Source organism: Bacillus sp. LJBS06 (assembly GCF_016924995.1).
GTDB classification, from domain to species: Bacteria; Bacillota; Bacilli; order Bacillales; family Bacillaceae; genus Bacillus; species Bacillus stercoris.
Genome location: NZ_CP070483.1, coordinates 3413204 through 3431075 on the forward strand (window position 1 = coordinate 3413204; position 17872 = coordinate 3431075).

Below are 17872 nucleotides of genomic sequence, written 5' to 3' on the forward strand. Positions count from 1 at the left end.
CTCATCGGCCAAAAAATTGGAAGTTGAAGTTTTTTTTCAAGCAAAAAACCCGGCATATGCCTGCCGGGCTTTCTGAGTTTAGCGGTCAGAGACGAGAATATAGGCTGCCTTTACTGGTCCGTGCACTCCCACAACTAAATCCATTTCAATGTCGGCTGAGTTGCTCGGTCCGGTAATGTAGTTGATACATGAAGGAACAGTGACACCGTCCGCAATGTTTTGGCGTATGATATCACTGGCTTGTGTCATTCTTGGCACAATGCTTGATTTCGGCACGATCGCAATATAAGTCGTCGGCAGAAGGCTGACAGATCGGCCGATGTCTTTTGAGGAGAAGAGGACAACCGTCCCCGACTCAGCCAATGTAATTTCGCTGAATGTAATCCCTACATTGGCTTGCTCCGCTTTTTTGATATTTTCCTCGCCTTTGTCAGCATCCCACTCCCAGACTGGCGTTCCCTCGCTCGGCCAATCCTTGGTGAGCAGGCTTTTCAGTCCGTATGCTTCAAAGCGGGGGTCCTTCGGAATGATGACAGGGCCTCCGGAGAAGCGGCTGACTTGCTCGCGCAGGGCATCGTAAAGGCCGGTTGAATCCGTTTCAATCAGCTCTGTATGGATTTTGACACAATGGTTTTTGAGCACTGTGACTAAGTCATCCGCTGAATATCCTTCAAGTGTTTTATATTGCGGCTGATGCGCCCACTCAGGAACTGCCACGCCTCCTGTTCTTCTTTCACGGCCAAGGCTGGATGCGATTCGGTTTAAAAAGCTCTCTTGATTCTGAATGGTTCCCTTCGTCATCACTGCTCCTCCTTCGTGCGTTCACTTGTTTCTCTGTCTGCAAACCAGTCTCTGAATCTCGATTTATGTGGTGCCGGGAAGTCGCGGATCTGTGTCCAGCTTTTGAGCGGGCCGGGTCCCTTCGAAATTTTTTCGTCCTCTGTAAAAGGTGTCATGGCGGCCGGCGCCCATTTTGAGCCCATTTTGTATAGTGACAAGGAGGATGCGCCAAGTCCGAACGCTTTCATCGCAAGCTTTTCACTGATCGGCGCTCTGCCTTCTTTTTCGACGATGTTTTGGCGATGCTTGAGAAGGAGCTCGTGCAGCGGAATTTTGACCGGGCAGGCTTCTGTACAAGCAGCGCACAGTGAAGAAGCGTACGGCAGCTCCTTATAATCGTCATAACCGCCGAGCAATGGCGATAAAACCGCTCCGATCGGCCCCGAGTAGATTGAGCCGTATGAATGTCCGCCGACATGGCGGTACACAGGGCAGACATTGATACAGGCGGCACAGCGGATACATTGCAGCACAGACTGGAATTCTGTTCCTAGGATGTTGGATCGTCCATTGTCAACGATGACAAGATGGAATTCTTCCGGACCATCCACTTCACCTTCCAGCTTCGGACCCGTTAATGCTGTAATATAACTTGTCAGCCGCTGTCCGACAGCACTTCTTGTCAGCATGCTGACAAGCACTTCAAATTCAGAAAACGACGGGACAATCCGTTCCATTCCCATGACGGTAATTTGTGTTTTCGGCAAGGTGCTCACAAGCCGTCCATTTCCTTCATTGGTCACAAGGCTGACAGAACCCGTGTCCGCAATGGCGAAGTTACAGCCGGTAATGCCGATATCCGCTTCCAGAAACTTTTTCCGGAGAATGGCACGCGCATGCATGACAAGCTCTTCCGGTTTTTCTGTATGTTGATAGCCCAGCCTTTCTTTAAACACATCGCGTATCTGCTCTTTATTTTTATGAAGGGCGGGCGCGACGATATGTGACGGCGGATCGTGATCATCAATCTGCAAAATATACTCGCCGAGGTCGGTTTCGATGACTTCACAGCCTTCCTTCTCCAGCACCTCATTCAGATTGATTTCCTCTGTAACCATTGATTTTGATTTTACGATTTTCTTCCCGTTCTTCTTTTGAATGACGTCGCGAATATAAGAAGACGCCTCTTCCGCTGTTTCCGCGAAATAGACATGTCCGCCTCTTTTCGCCACATTTTCGGCAAGCTGTCCGAGATAGAAATCAAGGTTTTCAAGGACATGCTGCCTGATTTCCTCTGATAAAGAACGCCACTCCTCCCAGTTTCCCAGCTCTTCGGCTGCCTCTAGGCGCCGCGTCCGCAGACGCTCCTGTGCACCTGAAACAGCGCCTCTCATAAATTCATTATCAATCCCCTGTGATACCCGCTCTTTAAAAGCGTCAGTACCGATTTTCATCGCCATGATCCTTTCCCCCTCTGAATCCAGTTTTATCTGCTGTTGAGCACTTCGGCGATGTGCATCACTTTGACATTCTTATCTTTTCGGTCAAGCCGTCCCCCGATATTCATCAAACAGCCGCAGTCAGCACCGATCAGCACCTCTGCTCCCGTTTCCTCCACACATTCGACTTTTTCATCGACCATCTGCTCTGAAATCTGCGCCATTTTGACGGAGAACGTTCCTCCGAATCCGCAGCAGTTATGTTTGCCCGGAAGCTCTGTAAACTGCAGTCCCTTTACATGGCTCAACAGCTTCATCGGCTCCTCCCGAACCCCGAGCAGCCTTGTCATATGGCACGACGTATGTAAGGTCGCTTTTGTATGAAGGGTCGCGCCGACATCCTCTACCCCAAGGACGTTCACGATAAAATCTGTCAGTTCATACGTTTTATCCGCCAGCTTTTGCGCTTTATCGGCCCATTTCGGATCATCCGCAAACAAGTGCGGGTATTCCCGGAACATCGTTGTGCAGGAACCGGAAGGACTGACAACATATTCGGAATCCTGAAACGTTTCGATCATCCGTTTCATTGCTTTTTTGGCGTCATGTACATAGCCGCTGTTGTAAGCCGGCTGCCCGCAGCAAATCTGCCCCTCCGGAAAATCAACCTCGCACCCAAGCCGCTCCAGCAGCTCAACCGTTGCTTTTCCGACATTTGTTTGAAACATATCAACAAGACAAGTGACAAAAAGTGAGACTTTCATGATGAACCCCTCTCTCATCCCCAATATATGATCAGGTCATCTGATGACCTGAGTTAAAATAACTATATGAATATCGTACACTATTCTGATAATAGAAGGGAAGGGTTTTCTGGGGATATTTTCATTAGCGGGCATATCAAAAACACTCCTGATCTCCCAGGAGTGCAGTAAATGGTGAAAAGTATACGGTTAAATCCATCCCTTTTCCTCAGCAATGCTGGCGGCTTCTGTCCGGTTTTTCGCATGAAGCTTTTGGATGATTTCTGAGATATAGTTTCGGACTGTGCCTTGAGATAAATAGAGCTCCAGCGTAATGTCTTTTGTTGTCTTGCCTAAAGCCGCAAGCCTCAGAATTTCTTGTTCTCTAACGGTTAGGGGATTTTCGTCTCGCATCATATTAAACGTCAGCTCGGGGCTGAAGACACGTTTTCCCTCTACACATTTTCGAATGGCATCGGCCAGATCGTCAATTTCTCCGTCTTTCAGCAGATAGCCATGTGCACCGGCTTTTACCGCACGTTCAAAATATCCGGGGCGGGCAAAGGTAGTTAAAATAATGACCTTGCTGACGCAGCCTTTTTTCATTAATTCCTCTGCCACATCCAGTCCGCTTCGAACCGGCATTTCAATGTCCATGATGCATACATCCGGCTCCAGCTTCAAAATAGCATGTAGCGCCTCTTCCCCGTTTAATGCTTGTCCGATGACTGTCATATCCTCTTCTAAATCAAGCAAAGATCCCAAAGCGCCTAAAAGCATTCGCTGGTCCTCAGCAATAAACAGACGAATCATTCTTTTCGTCCTCCAATCATTCTGCTTTTTTAATCAGCGGAATCGTCAAAGTCACAACCGTTCCGTTATGATCTGAAACTGTTAATCCCCCTTCAATGAGCATGAGCCGTTCTTCCATTCCCCGCAGGCCATTCCCAAAGGTTTTCTCCTTCGCTGCTCCCTTTCCGTCATCCCGTATCACGATCCTCATTTTGCCAGCAAACTGAGAAATGGTGATGGCGCAGTGGGTTGCTTTGCTGTGCTTGATGATGTTAGTCACGGCTTCCCGCATACACATACTGATAATATTTTGAGTGACGGGAGATATCGCTGAAAAGTCGTCGGCTCCTTCGTATTGAAAGGTAATGTTCCCCGCCCTTAAAATGTGCTGAATGTTTACGAGCTCCTCTGTTATCGTGACCGTCCTCATATCAGAAACCAGCTCTCGGACTTGCTTGAGTGCGGCTCGCGAGCTGGTTTCCATTTCTTTTGCCTCATGCTTGGTCCGTTCTGGATCAGATGCAGCCAACCGCTGAATGAGCTGGCTTTTTAATGTAAGCAGCGACAAGGTATGGCCAAGAGTATCGTGAAGATCACGGGCGATTCGAACACGCTCCTCTCTTTTAGAGAGTTCTTTTATCTGTTCGTTGGCTTGTGCCAGCTTAGCTTCAAGCTCAATTCTCCGAAACATTGAACGAATGCCGAATGGAGAAATGAGCATGATGACGAGAAACGGGAGAACAGAAAAAAGCTCCCGGAGCGTGACTGAATTCACGATAAATTGGTATAGGCATGGAAAAAGCAGGATAAAGATTAAAGCGCAGAACGCACGGTTAAAATTCGTTTTCTCTTTGTAATAACCAACAAAGTTTGCCGGGAAAAAACCTAAGTATATATAGGTGATATTGTAAAACACACTATATATCAAAATAACCGCCATTTGCATGATAAGCCAATACGTAAACGAAACTCTGCCCACGCAGCAGAATAACTGGCGATATGCCGCGATAAATAGAAGCAGGATGCCATATCCAATGACCTGTTTGACCCCTGATTCTTTTAATAAAGAGAGGAACGGCATAATGGTGTACACCAGAAAGATATAAGGGAAAAAACCGAATTGCTTCGGGAAAATTGATATTGCCTTTTTCATGTATTACACCGCTTCTTGTTTTCTTCTAATATATTTAGATAGTAGCATGAAGAACATCATATAAGCGATTAATATCAGGATATTTTTCCAATCCGGACTCCCGCCCCGCACTAGTTCCCACGCGCCGCTCCCGAAATGATAAGACGGGAGCCACTGGCCAATGTTCTGCATCATGTCAGGCATGACCTCAAACGGCATCCACATCCCCCCGCCTAAAGCCAGCAGCATATAAAGCACATTACTGATTCCGGCCGCTGTTTCTACTTTTCTCATGAGGCCGATTAGTGTGCCTAATGCTAAAAAAGGCAATGCGCCAAACAAAATCCACAGTCCGCTCATCATCCATTCAAACGGTGACAAGGCAATGTCATTGATCATTGCGCCGAACAGAAAAATGACGGTAATCGATAAAACGTGAATGACACTTTGTCCGATCATCTGAGCTAATAAATAGATATGATCTGGAAGAGGCGTAAGGCGGATAAAGGCAGTCCAGCCTTGTGACCGTTCTTGAACCATACGGATGCCCAGTGTCATGATAGAGGAACCCATCACGCTGAAGACTGTCATTGACATTAAGTAATGGGCGTCCCATGCACGTTGGTCGGGAACGTTGGTATTCACTACATTGGTAAAGAGATAATAAAAGACTATTGGCATGATCAGCGACCAAAGCACAAAATACTTGTTCCTAAGCACCCTTTTCATTTCAGCTATGCTTTGCTTCTGCAGCATGTTCACTCACATCGCCTCCCTGTTTCCGTCAGCCAGCCGGCGAAATGCCTCATCGAGCGTTCCGTGTTCAATTCGAATATCCCGTGCTGGGATGTTTTCTTGAAAGATCAACGCCAACACTTTGTCTGTATTTGATGTTTGGATGATGATTCTTTGATGCCTGCGGAACACCCGCTCTACCTCCGGGTGCCGAGACAGCTTTTCCAACGATTCATCTGAATGGAGCGCAAAGGAAACAGACTGTTTTTGAATTCTTGAGCGGATTTGCATCGGCGAGTCATCTGCCACAAGCCGTCCATCAGCAAAAAATAAGATTCGCTGTGCGGCATCGTCTGCTTCCTGTAAATAATGCGTTGAAAAAATAATCGTTTTTCCTTGGTCCGACAGTCCGTGAATGGTCTGCCAGAATCGATGTCTTGATGAAGTGTCCATGCCGACTGTCGGTTCATCAAATATAAGCAGCTCCGGATTCCCGGCAAGAGCCAAAGCAAAGCTTAAACGGCGTTTTTGTCCGCCGGATAATTTTTCTGCTCTTGTTTTCAAATCTTCTTTGGTGAGTGCTGTTAACGAAACGAGTTCTTTCATGGACAATGGATTCGGATAATAGCTCCGGAAGAGTTCAAGGATTTCATCCACCTTAAGGCCCGGCATGACACTTACTTCCTGAAGCATTACACCTATTTTTTCACGAACCTGTTGATCATCGGGAACCCGGTTAAATAGTTTGATTTCTCCCTCACTCGGTTTCAGCAATCCTAATATCATAGAGATGACGGTCGTCTTCCCTGCTCCATTCGGTCCGAGAATGGCTGCGATTTCTCCTTTTTTCATGCTGAAGCTGATGTTGTTTACAGCTGTTTTTTGCTGGAACTGTTTTGTCACGTTGCTTACTGATACTGCCTCATTCATCACATGAGCACCTCCTGATGGCTTACATTGATTGTAAAATGCCGGAGCAGCTGTTGTTAGTATGGGGTGTCATGATGATGGAGTGACAAATGTCATTTTCTTTCTCACCGTTAGTATCTAGGCAATCCTCCTGCATCTTCCAATTCATCCACCTTTTCTATCACCCATGTCCTCTTTCTTTTAAACTGCTATGACTTTCATAGAAAGATACACTTTTCAAAGCATGCGAGTGTTATGATAGACACATTGAACTTTATATTACTTTCCGGCTGAAAGGAGCCAATCATGAACGAAGCGATTTTGTCTAGAAATCATGTGAAGGTGAAAGGCAGCGGCAAAGCATCTATCATGTTCGCACCCGGTTTTGGATGCGATCAAAGCGTGTGGAATGCCGTGGCACCGGCCTTTGAAGAAGAGCACCGGGTCATTTTATTTGATTACGTCGGTTCGGGACATTCAGATTTGCGCGCATATGACCTGAATCGCTACCAGACACTTGACGGCTATGCCCAAGATGTCCTTGATGTTTGTGACGCTTTAGATCTGGAGGAAACCGTGTTTGTGGGGCACTCCGTCGGAGCCGTGATAGGGATGCTTGCATCCATCCGCCGCCCGGAGCTTTTTTCCCAACTGGTGATGGTAGGGCCTTCTCCTTGCTATTTGAATGATCCGCCTGAGTATTATGGAGGATTTGAAGAGGAGCAGCTCCTTGGTTTGCTGGAGATGATGGAGAAAAACTATATCGGTTGGGCAACTGTATTTGCGGCAACCGTTCTGAATCAGCCAGATCGGCCTGAAATTAAGGAAGAGCTTGAAAGCCGTTTTTGTTCTACTGACCCTGTCATTGCCCGCCAATTCGCAAAAGCGGCGTTTTTTTCTGATCACCGGGAAGATCTTTCGAAGGTAACGGTTCCCTCTCTTATTCTCCAATGTGCAGAGGATATCATCGCACCTGCAACAGTAGGTGATTATATGCATAAGCATCTGCCTTATAGCAGTCTGAAACAAATGGTGGCCCGCGGACATTGCCCTCATATGAGCCATCCAGATGAGACGATACAGCTGATCGGTGATTATTTAAAAGCTCACGTGTGATAGCGGAACAAAAAGGATAGAGGTGACCCTCTTAATGGACAAACAATTGAATGATGCACCATGCGGTTTCCTCACTTTGTCAGAAGAGGGGTCGATCATAGCTGCCAACCTTACCCTTATCAATATTCTGGATTATGAACCGGAGCAGGTTTTCGGCCAGCATATGAATACGATGTTGACCATTCCCGCACAGCTTTTCTGCCAGCTTTATTTTTTTCCGCTTTTGAAATTGGAGCATCACATCGAAGAATTATACATTTCCCTGAAAGCAAGAGATGGAGAAGAAGTCCCCGTCCTTATCAATGCTATTGCGAGACACAGTAGCGGGGTTTCTGTCTTTGATTGTGTTCTTATTCCAATGCGAAAGCGAAATGAATATGAAAATGAGCTGCTGATAGCCAGAAATGAAGCTCAAGAAGCGTTGCTTGCCAAACAGAAAGCCAATGCGGAGTTAGAGATTGCCTTGGAAACGCTGAAGGCAAAACAAGAAGAACTTCTTGAGATCAATAAACAAAATCAACAATTTAAATTAAACACCAAAAGAGAGCTTGAACTCGCCAGAAAGATCCAGAAAAACTCGTTGACTGAACCGATTGTAAACGATCAGGTGCAGATTGACTCTTATTACAATGCATCAAGTGATTTGTCAGGGGATCTTTACGGATTCTATCAAATCGATGAACACCGTTACGGCATTATTATCCTTGATGTGATGGGGCATGGGATTTCATCTGCATTGATTACGATGTCTCTTCATCCTTTGTTTCAGCGCCAGATCACGCAAGGTCTCAGTCCCGTTAACGTCATGAAAGAGTTAGACCGGCACCTTCACAGCTTGTTTCAAAATGATGAGGAAGCAAGACATTATTGCACTGCTATTTATCTTGAGATTGATATAGCACGGCAAAGCATTGATTATGTCAACGCAGGGCATCCGCCGGCACTATGGCAGGACGACAGCGGAACTCAACATCTGCTTCACGCGACATCGCCTCCGATCGGGATGTTTGAAGACTTAGTGTTTCAGTCAAGCAGCCTTTCATATACGGATGGCGGGAGACTGCTTCTATATACGGATGGCGTGATGGATCCTACGGCTTCATGCTATTTATTTGATTTACTAAAAGAGCATCCTGATTCGCCGATCACTGACCTGAAGGAGAAAATCCTTACATCGCTCCAGCATCAAAAGGAAGCTCATCATAAGAGTGATGATGAATGTTTTATATTAGTGGATGTAAAATAAAATGATCCATGAGACATAACAATGATTTGTTACATCTCATGGATTTTTTTGTTTCAGCGTTTCTTTGGAATATGGCCTGATTCCGCATATTGAAACACTTGCAAGGAAGGCAGCGGATGACCATTAAAATCAAACAAAGCTTGATTATCTACAGCACTTCCCCCATACCACTTCCCGGCGTCCTCAGGATCGTATTCTGCGGCATAGCTTGAGGCCCACCCTGACCCGTATGTTTCCCATAACACTTTGTTTTTCTCTATCTGCGTCTTCGGTCCGACTGGAATCCACGCCGGCTCCCAATAGAAAACGCCAAGTCCTGCTTTACCCGTATTCGCTACTGCCGCCATTACATCTCTTACTGCAGTTGCCTGGCCTTGAACAGAAATGGGATATGGCAGCGTCTGCCCGCTTTTTGGCGCTGTATTTCCATGCCCATCGCCATCCTCAGCGGTATAGGTGTACGACGTCTCCGCCACTATGACTTTTTTGCCGTACGTATCGGCAACAGCCTTCAGCACGGAGGTCAAATTTTGTAATGTGCCATGCCAGAAAGGATAATAGGAGCTCGCGAACACATCATAATCTACTTTGTTTTTGCTGAGTGTTTCTGCAATAAATGAATACCTTCCAGCCGTTTCAGGATTGGTAAAATGCAGGGCGACCAAAATGCCTGGATTTGTCTCCCTGACCGCTCGGCTTCCTTCTTGAAATAATTGGCACATCTTCGTCCAATCGGTTTCGCCCGCAAATCCTCCTGTTGTTTCATTTCCGACCTGAACCATGCCGATGTCAACGCCTTCCTTGATCATCTTTTGCAGACTTTGTTTCGTATACTCATAGAGCTTGGCTTTTTTTGCTTCAAAGCTGAGATTCGCCCAAGCTTTGGGCACCTTTTGTTTCGCGGGATCTGCCCAAAAATCAGAATAATGAAAGTCGGCAAGCACCTTCATTCCGTTCGCTGTCGCTCTTTTTCCGATTTCGATGGCTTTTTGAATATCATTGTTTCCTCCCCCATACCCGTTGCCATTTGAATCATACGGGTGATTCCAAATGCGGACCCGAACATAGTTGACCCCAGCCTGTTTTAAAGTTGTAAAGATGTCCTGGCGTTTTCCGCTTGTATTATAAAAGGTGACACCGCTGTTTTCCAAAGCAATAACGCTGGACACATCTGCCCCTTTAATAAAGTCCTTGTTCATTCCCTCTACTTTTTTAACAAAAAGATCCTCTGCCCGAAGCTCTGGCACATGCTTCTCCTTCTTAACGGCAGCGGCAGATCCCGGTGAACTGAATGCACTCCACACGATGGCAGCCGCTAAGCACATTTTCACTCCATTCCTCATGATTCCACCCCTCAGGATTTAGTAAGCGTTTTCTAAAATGCAGAAAAAAGAATCCGCCCGTATCGAGCGGAGCATCAGCCTAATGTGTGTTTACGACGATTCTTACTTCATACTTTTCCATCGTCAGGTCGCCTGACAATATCTCTCCTGTCATCATATCCTTCACACTCTGATCAAACGTGACCAGCTGTTTTTCTTCCGTAAAATTCATGACAAAAATATAATCATTGTCCTGATCCTGCCTCGCTTGTACGGAGACGCCTTTTCCGTGCCGAACCGGAAAAACAGGTGAAAGAGACAGGTCTGTGATCAGACCCTCATAGAAATCACGGTGAAATTGATCCTCCAAACGCGCGCCGATAAAATACGCCTTGCCCTGCTGATATTGATGGCTTGTGACAGCTGGCGTACGGGCGTAAAAATCCTCTTGATACACCGCTTCTGTTGAAGCAGTCTTTACATCAATCACGGTTGCATAATCCTTCATTTCGTATGTTTTGCCGCGGTAGCTGACAGCATTTCGATCCTTCGGATACAGCGTGTCAGTCTCAAGAGGCTCAATTCCGAAAATTGCTTGAAGATCCGGATGCCATCCGCCTGTGTATGTTAAGTCATGCTCATTCACAATTCCGCTGATATACGTCATGACTAAAGTGCCGCCATCAGCTGTAAACGCTTTTAAACGGGAAATGGTATCCTCGCTGATTAAATAAAGCATCGGGACGATGAGCAGTTTATATGGTGAAAAGTCTTGTTCTTTCGTGATGACATCGACAGGGATATCGTGTTCCCAGAATGTGCGGTAATGCTGCTGAAGCGTTTGCGGATAACGTTTTGTCGCCTTCGCAAACCCCTGAGCATCCTCGAGCGCCCAATGATTTTCCCAGTCATATAAAATAGCGGTTTGTGCCGGCCTCTTCGTTCCGACAACCTCGGACAGCCGTTCCAATGTCTCGCCGACCTTGGCCACTTCTTGAAAGACGCGGTTCTTCGGGCTGTTGTCATGATCCACAACCGCCCCATGCAATTTTTCTGATGACCCGCGTGATTTGCGGTATTGGAAGTAGAGAACGCTGTCCGAGCCGTGGGCTATCATTTGCATAGATGACAGCAGATTCATGCCCGGGCGCTTCGCCTTATTGACGTTATGCCAATTGACCGCGCTTGGCGTACACTCCATTAATAAGAAAGGCTGCTGCTTCAAGCTTCGGTACAGGTCATTGATAAAGCCGACCTTCATCGCCAAATCAGCTGTGCTTTCCCAGTCATTGTGCCAGACAGGATAAGCGTCCCAGCTGATGGCATCGACATGTTTCGCAAATTTGCTGTAGTCGAGACCCTGATACGGAATTAAATCCGGTGTGTCAGCCATAAAGTTCGTTGTGATAGGGACATCAGGCGTCAGTTCTTTCAGCGGAACGATTTCATTTTCATAAAACGAAATCGTTTGATCGGTGACGAACCGGCGCCAGTCTAAGTTCAAGCCGTGCAAGCCGTTTTCACCGATCGGCGAAGGGCTTTCAATTTGTGACCAGTCATTGAATGTATGGCTCCAAAAAGGAGTCCACCACGCACGGTTCAATGTTTTGAGGCTGTTGTCGTATTTTGCTTTCAGCCACTCCCTGAAAGCATGCTGGCATAGATCACAGTGGCAATCTCCCCCGTATTCGTTTGAAATATGCCACATTAACAGCGCCGGGTGATTGCCGTATCGTTCTGCTAATAGGCGGTTGATGTGCCGTGTTTTATCTCGGTAGACTTTAGATGTGAGACAGTGATTGTGCCTTCCGCCGTGCAGCTGTTTGACGCGGGAGGCATTGACGCGCAAAACTTCCGGATAGGCTTGTGACAGCCAGGCCGGACGGGCTCCGCTCGGCGTTGCTAATATGACCCGGCCGCCTATACTGTGAATCCGCTCAAAAATATCATCCAGCCAGTCAAATTGATATACGCCCTCCTCCGGCTCAAGTGCGCTCCATGCAAAAATGCCGACAGAAAACGTATTCGTATGAGAAAGCTTCATCAGTTTGATATCGTCAGCTAAAATATCGGGCCGATCCAGCCACTGATCGGGGTTGTAGTCTCCCCCATGAAGCATAAAATTTGCTTCGGTTACGTGCGTTTTTTCAAGCTTTGACATCACATTCTCCTCCTTATTCTCTTAGCCCTTCGTTCCGCCTGCGGTTAATCCGGACACAAAATTCTTTTGCAGTATGATAAAGATGACGGCAACCGGAATGCTGATAAGCAAGGCTCCGGCCGCAAATGTCGTATAGCTGGCCCCCATAACATCATTCACTAAATTGAATAGGCCGACGGGCAATGTATATGATTCAGGCGTTCTCAATATCGTTGATGACAGCACAAAATCTCCGAGCGGTCCTGTAAAGCTGTTCATGGCCACCACTGCCGCCATCGGTTTTGATAATGGCAGAATGATTTGGAAGAAGATTCGGGTGCTGCTGGCCCCGTCAATCTTGGCGCTTTCGTCTAAATCCATCGGAATCGAATCCATGTACCCTTTCATCAAATACGTATTCATCGGGATCAGGCCGCCGATATAAAGCAAGATTAACAGCCAGTGGCTATTGATCATGCCCAAGATTTGCGCCAATACAAACAAAGCGATTAAAGCCGAAAACTGAGGAATCATTTGCAGCAATAAAAAGAGGGTTAAAGCGTATTTCCTCCCTTTGAACCGAAAGCGCGAAAACGCATAGGCCGTAAACGTCACACAGAGCAAAGACCCTGCCATTGTAAACAGGCTGATCTTCATTGAGTTGACATACCACTGCACATATTGAAGGCTTTCCTTGCCCGCAAATAATTCCTTGTAATGATCGAATGTCGGATGCTTCGGAATGATGGATGTACTGATTAAGCTGTTGCCGGGGTTAAAGCTTGCGCCTGCCGTCCAAAGGAGAGGATAAACAATGATGACCGCCATAAAGGCTAACAACAAGTAAGAGAAAAGGAGACGGAAATATTTTCTGACCTTCATATCTGCCAGCATGACTCATGCCTCCTCTTTAAAAGACTTTGTCTGTCTGAACTGCCATAATGCGATGGAGATGACAAACACAGATAATAAAATCGTTAAAGCCGCAGCAAGTGAATATTGACTGGACTGCATTGTCAACTTATAAATCCATGAAACTAGGATGTCTGTCCCGCCGGCTGTCGATCCGGTTACAGCCGGACCTCCGCCATTAAATAGATAGATAATATTAAAGTTATTAAAATTAAACGTAAACTGAGTAATGATAATCGGAGCCATGGCGATGAACACCATTGGAAGCGTAATGTATCTCAGCTTTGAAAAGACAGAAGCGCCATCAATCGTAGCTGCTTCATACAGATCGTCCGGGATGGATTGCAATACGCCTGTTGAGACGAGAAAGATGTACGGAAATCCGAGCCAGCCCTGCATGAGAATCAACGCAAGCCTCGACCAATTGGCATCTGTCATCCACGGAAGCGGATCTATCCCGAAGAAAGCCAAGATGTCGTGATTCATCGCACCAAAGCTATCATTAAACAGCCCCGCAAAAATTAAAATCGTCACAAAACCGGGAACGGCCCATGGCAAAATCAGTATCGTCCGGAAAAAGCGTTTAAACCGAAGGTCTTTCTGGTTGACAATGATCGCGAGAAAAATCCCCAAGCTGACTTGCAGTGTGGATGCAGCGAGTGTCCAAACCACCGTCCAAGCCAATACATCAAAAAAGGTCGACCTCCAAATATCAACTGTGAATATATTTGCGAACGTTTGAAAACCGACCCAATCAATTAATTTTGCAGGAGGAGAATGATACAAATCATAGTTTGTGAACGCTAATGCAAAGCTGAATAAAATGGGGAAGATCACGGCGAAAATTAAAATAAACAAAGATGGGCCGCTGACGACATAAGGATAGCCCTCAGAAATGATATGCCGGTATTGTTCTTTTAAGGAACTTAATGGCTTGTTTTCATCACGCTGCTTTCCGCTTTGAAACGCATCGCGAAGATTCACATAATACACCGCAAGGCCAAAGCAGGTCACGATGACAGCGATAATTCCTTCCGCCAGCAAGAAAACGGAATTATCCCGCGGCACTTCTGTTCCCAGTGTAAAGATTCCCCAAAACCCCATATTGAGCAGATCTCCAAAGACCGCAAAAAACGATGCGCCTAAGAAAAGAAAGACAAAGCCTTTTATCCATTGCTTGTTATAAAATTGCCCGAGCCCCGGGATGATAGACAGCAACAAAGCAATTTGACGATGCTGCACCGTTTTCACCTCTCTTACAATACAAATCTAGCTTTCTCTTTATTTTCCGCTGTGCTTTGCCTTGATTTGTCCTTTGGCCGTTTCAGCTGCTTGATCCAATGCTTGTTTCGGATCCGCCTTCCCTGTTGCAACTGTCTGTAATGCTGAATCAGCCGGCGTCCATATTTCATTCATTTCCGGAATATTTGGTGTTGGCTCTGAGAAGCGGGATTGTTCAGTAACAGCCCGTGCCGCCTCGCTTTTCATAATAGCCGGGTCATTGGCTAGAGATTTTACAGCAGGAACTTCTTTCGTCTCTTCATATCGTGTTTTAGAATTTTTTTCATTTGCCAGGAATACGGCTAATTCTTGCGCCAGCTCCGCATTCTTTGAAAATGCGCTGACGTTGTAGCTTTTGACGCCGATAAAGGAACTCATGTTTTTCCCATTTTCCAGCTTCGGCAGTTTCGTAATGCCATAATTGATCCCTGCTTTCGAAAAGGCTTCTACATTCCATGGACCAGAAATAATCGCGGCGGCTTTTCCTTCTGTGAACAGTGATTCCAACACGTTAATCCCTTGTTCTCCAATAATGCCTGCCGGGAATAAGCCCTCTTTGTAAAACTTCTGCATCAGCGCCGCACCTTTGACAGCACCTTCATTATTGATTCCAATGTCTGACGGGTTATAGCTGCCGTCTTTGTCCTTCCCAAAAATGTATCCGCCGTATCCGCTCATTACACTTTCCGCATAATAAATTTGATCGAATAAGGCTAAAAAGCCAAATTTGCTGCCATCAGCAGTCTTTTTGGAATAGTCGTACCACGCTTCCAGCGTTTTGGGCAATTCCTTTTCTGAGATGAGATCTTTGTTGTAAAACAGCACAGTCGTTTCAACTGCTTTTGGCAGTCCATAAAGCTTTTGATCGACCATTTGAGACTGAATGGAAGCGTCAGTATAAAGTGATTGAACGTCTTTTTTGACATGTAATTCCTTGAGTAATCCTTCCGTGACAGCCGTTCCGATTTGGTCACCTGGCATTGTTAACACGTCAGGGCCTGTGCCGGCCGGTCCGTCCATTCGCAAATCTTCAATCTGCTTGGCATACGGTTTTTCAACGACTTTGACCTTCACATCGTGCTCTTTTTCAAACGCAGCCACAGCGTCTTTAATGCCGTTGCTCTTTTCTTTATCCTCCCATACAACAAGCTCTGACCCTTTTGAACTCGATTTGGCGCTGCTGCTTTCCTTTGGGCCGCAAGCCGCCAAGGATAAACTGACAGCTGCGCAGAGCATGAGTACGGAACACCTTTTTGCCTTTTTCATTGATTGTCACCCTTTCGGTAGAAATGAAAGCGCTTTTAAAATAATATAGCACGCTTGAGAAAATGTGTAAACAAACTATTTACTACTTTAGGTAAATTATTTTACCTAATTAAAAAAACGGCTTAGTGTCCTAAGCCGTTTTTAATTCATACTCTTTCTGACGATTAATTCCGCGCCCACATATAAAGTTTTTACCGTCTTTCTCTTGTCCTGCACTTGTTCAAGCAGCAATTGAACAGCGTTTTTACATAATTCATGTATATCAATATGAAACGTCGTCAGAGGAGGTGAGACATACTTCGCGAAGCTGATGTTGTTGATACTCACAATACTTACCCTGTTCGGTATGGCAATTCCTTTTTCGTTCAGGGCTTGCAGACAGCCCACTGCAATCGGGTCCGCTGCGATCATAAAAGCAGTCGGAAGCTGGTCGCCTAATGTCTCGATCGCCGCTGACATCAGGCGGTAGCCGTTTTCTACAGAGAATCCGCGATGACAGAAAATATAGCGCTCGTCCAGCATGCCTTTTTCCCTCATATAGGACCTGAAGGTTTCTTCACGGATGTCCATTTCATCCTGGTTGGTGTTCGGATTTTTGTATGTGCCGCCGATAAAGCCGATGCTTTTATGTCCCTTCTCAGCCAGGATGTTTACCGTCTTCCTTGTCATTTGTGCTAAGTCAGGCCTTACCGAGTCAAAATAATCGGGATCAGGAGTTGAATCGATAAAGACGCCGTTTTCAGTGAGATTTCTAAGGAAAGCCAGCTCTTCATCTGAAAATGTGCCGACGGCAATAAACCCTTCCGTATATTCAGGAATGCACTCGATTCCATCTGATATTTTATAAGTGGTTATATCGATATTGAATGCTTTCGCCAGTTTCTCTATTTCCAATCTCATCGTTTTAAAATAGACATCTTCCAATTCTTCTTTATCTGTCAGCCAATATAAAAACGCAATATGTTTCACCAGCGGCCTTACTGTTTTTTTGCGGTAATTGAGTTTCTCCGCCGCTTCATAGATTTTCTCCCGTGTCTCATCAGGAACAGAAAGGCTTTCATCGTTATTTAAAACGCGGGAAACGGTTGAGATTGAAAATCCCGCTTCCTGCGCGATATCTTTAATTGTCGCCATTGCATCTGCCTCCATTATGCAGCTCGCATTCATTTTAGTAAAATATTTTACTTTCTTTTTCAAAAATGTCAAGCGTACAAAGCCCCTGGCTACCTCATGTAAAAAGACTGAACCATTTGCGGCTCAGTCTCAGTTGTTCGTATCATCCGGAACCGGCAGAATTGCCCGGGAAATGAGTTGGTTATTGCACATTTTCCTCGAAATATCCCGAAAGCACATCTTCCACATTCGTCAAGTGCGCCAGCATGGCGGCTTCCGCCTGTGCACCGTTCCCGGCAGCCACGGCATTGTAAATCCGTTCGTGCTCCTCATACAGCCGCTGAACTGAGGTCTTCTTGGAAAACAGCCAGATTTTCCGCGTTTCTCTCATTGTTTCCAGCAGCAATGATGATACGTGATTCATCAAGTGTTTAAGAAGTTCATTTTGAGAAGCGTCCGCAAGCGCCAGATGAAATGCAAAATCTGCTTTCTCTCCCAACTCCCCGTCTGCTTCAATGCTCCCCATTTCCTTTAGTGCATCATGAATTCTTTCGAGATCTGCTTCTGTCCTTTTTTCAGCAGCTAATGACGCCACGCCGAGTTCAAGCAGTTTTCTGACCTCGAGCAGCTGCTTGACGTCCTCTTTTTTCATAAGAAGGGCGGCTGAGAGCGGCTGAGAAATTTGATTGAGCTCAAATTCCTTCAGGTACGTGCCTTCCCCCTGTTTCATTTCGACAAGCCCCATCGCTTTTAGCGCAGAAAGTGCTTCTCGAACCGCTGAACGGCTGACTTGAAAGTTCTCAGCAAGCGCCTGAACAGAGTCCAGTTTATCTCCAGGCTTCAATTCGCCGTTTTTGATCATATCTAATAGTGCATCCGCTACTTCTTCATATATTTTTTTTGTTTTAATTTGTTTGTATTTCATGCAATTCACCCCGTAACTTGT

Annotated in this window: 16 protein-coding genes; 2 read left to right on the forward strand and 14 right to left on the reverse strand. The window is 46.0% G+C overall.

The features are described 5' to 3' along the window. Nucleotides 1–78: 78 nt before the first annotated feature. From lutC to JQX68_RS17445, 7 genes are all read right to left on the reverse strand, one after another. A complete protein-coding gene (gene lutC / locus JQX68_RS17415; RefSeq protein WP_040081779.1) occupies nt 79–801 on the reverse strand; it encodes a lactate utilization protein LutC in 723 nt (240 codons plus the stop codon). Then, nucleotides 801–2240 (reverse strand): lactate utilization iron-sulfur protein LutB, encoded by a 1440-nt coding sequence (lutB, locus tag JQX68_RS17420; protein ID WP_147772545.1) that lies wholly within the window; start codon nt 2238–2240, stop codon nt 801–803. The genes lutC and lutB overlap by 1 nt, the downstream gene beginning before the upstream one ends. Nucleotides 2241–2266: 26 nt before the next feature. Further along, on the reverse strand, nt 2267–2983 hold the full coding sequence (lutA, locus tag JQX68_RS17425; protein ID WP_014665428.1) for a lactate utilization iron-sulfur protein LutA: 717 nt from the start codon (nt 2981–2983) through the stop codon (nt 2267–2269). A 189-nt stretch (nt 2984–3172) separates the two neighbouring features. After that, nucleotides 3173–3775 carry a two-component system response regulator YvfU gene (yvfU, locus tag JQX68_RS17430; protein ID WP_040081775.1) on the reverse strand — a complete coding sequence of 201 codons (603 nt, stop codon included), beginning with the start codon at nt 3773–3775 and terminating at the stop codon, nt 3173–3175. A 16-nt stretch (nt 3776–3791) separates the two neighbouring features. Next, a complete protein-coding gene (yvfT, locus tag JQX68_RS17435; protein ID WP_205440355.1) occupies nt 3792–4907 on the reverse strand; it encodes a two-component system sensor histidine kinase YvfT in 1116 nt (371 codons plus the stop codon). Nucleotides 4908–4910: 3 nt separating this feature from the next. Continuing rightward, entirely contained in the window at nt 4911–5648 is a 738-nt protein-coding gene (locus tag JQX68_RS17440) for an ABC transporter permease (RefSeq protein ID WP_014665431.1), read from the reverse strand. Continuing rightward, nucleotides 5649–6554 (reverse strand): ABC transporter ATP-binding protein, encoded by a 906-nt coding sequence (locus JQX68_RS17445; RefSeq protein WP_205440356.1) that lies wholly within the window; start codon nt 6552–6554, stop codon nt 5649–5651. It lies immediately after the preceding gene. A 282-nt stretch (nt 6555–6836) separates the two neighbouring features. Here JQX68_RS17445 and rsbQ point away from each other — a divergent pair, with 282 nt between their 5' ends. Both rsbQ and rsbP read left to right on the forward strand, forming a co-directional pair. Next, nucleotides 6837–7646, forward strand: a complete 810-nt coding sequence (gene rsbQ, locus JQX68_RS17450; RefSeq protein WP_205440357.1) for a sigma factor SigB/phosphatase RsbP regulator RsbQ — start codon at nt 6837–6839, stop codon at nt 7644–7646. A gap of 34 nt (nt 7647–7680) precedes the next feature. Further along, complete coding sequence (rsbP, locus tag JQX68_RS17455; RefSeq protein ID WP_205440358.1) at nt 7681–8892, forward strand: phosphoserine phosphatase RsbP; 1212 nt, start codon at nt 7681–7683, stop codon at nt 8890–8892. 53 nt (nt 8893–8945) lie between these two features. On the opposite strand, the gene ganB is transcribed toward rsbP, so the two are convergent. The 7 genes from ganB to lutR form a co-directional block, all read right to left on the reverse strand. Beyond that, a complete protein-coding gene (gene ganB / locus JQX68_RS17460; RefSeq protein WP_069150343.1) occupies nt 8946–10235 on the reverse strand; it encodes an arabinogalactan endo-beta-1,4-galactanase in 1290 nt (429 codons plus the stop codon). A 79-nt stretch (nt 10236–10314) separates the two neighbouring features. Further along, nucleotides 10315–12378 carry a beta-galactosidase GanA gene (ganA, locus tag JQX68_RS17465; RefSeq protein ID WP_205440359.1) on the reverse strand — a complete coding sequence of 688 codons (2064 nt, stop codon included), beginning with the start codon at nt 12376–12378 and terminating at the stop codon, nt 10315–10317. A gap of 18 nt (nt 12379–12396) precedes the next feature. Next, complete coding sequence (gene ganQ, locus JQX68_RS17470) at nt 12397–13248, reverse strand: galactooligosaccharide ABC transporter permease GanQ (RefSeq protein ID WP_014665437.1); 852 nt, start codon at nt 13246–13248, stop codon at nt 12397–12399. Between the two features lie 3 nt (nt 13249–13251). Further along, the gene (gene ganP / locus JQX68_RS17475) at nt 13252–14508 is read right to left on the reverse strand and encodes a galactooligosaccharide ABC transporter permease GanP (protein WP_040081765.1); all 1257 of its coding nucleotides are present in this window, start codon (nt 14506–14508) and stop codon (nt 13252–13254) included. Nucleotides 14509–14547: 39 nt separating this feature from the next. Continuing rightward, nucleotides 14548–15813 carry an arabinogalactan oligomer ABC transporter substrate-binding protein GanS gene (gene ganS, locus JQX68_RS17480; protein WP_136653767.1) on the reverse strand — a complete coding sequence of 422 codons (1266 nt, stop codon included), beginning with the start codon at nt 15811–15813 and terminating at the stop codon, nt 14548–14550. Between the two features lie 141 nt (nt 15814–15954). Continuing rightward, nucleotides 15955–16947 carry a galactan degradation operon transcriptional regulator GanR gene (ganR, locus tag JQX68_RS17485; RefSeq protein ID WP_136653768.1) on the reverse strand — a complete coding sequence of 331 codons (993 nt, stop codon included), beginning with the start codon at nt 16945–16947 and terminating at the stop codon, nt 15955–15957. Nucleotides 16948–17128: 181 nt separating this feature from the next. Next, the gene (gene lutR, locus JQX68_RS17490) at nt 17129–17851 is read right to left on the reverse strand and encodes an L-lactate utilization/bacilysin biosynthesis transcriptional regulator LutR (protein ID WP_071582404.1); all 723 of its coding nucleotides are present in this window, start codon (nt 17849–17851) and stop codon (nt 17129–17131) included. Between the last annotated feature and the right edge of the window lie 21 nt (nt 17852–17872).

Excerpts from the sequence above, each read along its gene's own strand:
- lutC (WP_040081779.1), bottom strand. The coding sequence starts at position 801 with ATGACGAAGGGAACCATTCAGAATCAAGAGAGCTTTTTAAACCGAATC.
- lutB (WP_147772545.1), bottom strand. The coding sequence starts at position 2,240 with ATGGCGATGAAAATCGGTACTGACGCTTTTAAAGAGCGGGTATCACAG.
- lutA (WP_014665428.1), bottom strand. The coding sequence starts at position 2,983 with ATGAAAGTCTCACTTTTTGTCACTTGTCTTGTTGATATGTTTCAAACA.
- yvfU (WP_040081775.1), bottom strand. The coding sequence starts at position 3,775 with ATGATTCGTCTGTTTATTGCTGAGGACCAGCGAATGCTTTTAGGCGCT.
- yvfT (WP_205440355.1), bottom strand. The coding sequence starts at position 4,907 with ATGAAAAAGGCAATATCAATTTTCCCGAAGCAATTCGGTTTTTTCCCT.
- rsbQ (WP_205440357.1), top strand. The coding sequence starts at position 6,837 with ATGAACGAAGCGATTTTGTCTAGAAATCATGTGAAGGTGAAAGGCAGC.
- rsbP (WP_205440358.1), top strand. The coding sequence starts at position 7,681 with ATGGACAAACAATTGAATGATGCACCATGCGGTTTCCTCACTTTGTCA.
- ganB (WP_069150343.1), bottom strand. The coding sequence starts at position 10,235 with ATGAGGAATGGAGTGAAAATGTGCTTAGCGGCTGCCATCGTGTGGAGT.
- ganQ (WP_014665437.1), bottom strand. The coding sequence starts at position 13,248 with ATGCTGGCAGATATGAAGGTCAGAAAATATTTCCGTCTCCTTTTCTCT.
- ganS (WP_136653767.1), bottom strand. The coding sequence starts at position 15,813 with ATGAAAAAGGCAAAAAGGTGTTCCGTACTCATGCTCTGCGCAGCTGTC.
- ganR (WP_136653768.1), bottom strand. The coding sequence starts at position 16,947 with ATGGCGACAATTAAAGATATCGCGCAGGAAGCGGGATTTTCAATCTCA.
- lutR (WP_071582404.1), bottom strand. The coding sequence starts at position 17,851 with ATGAAATACAAACAAATTAAAACAAAAAAAATATATGAAGAAGTAGCG.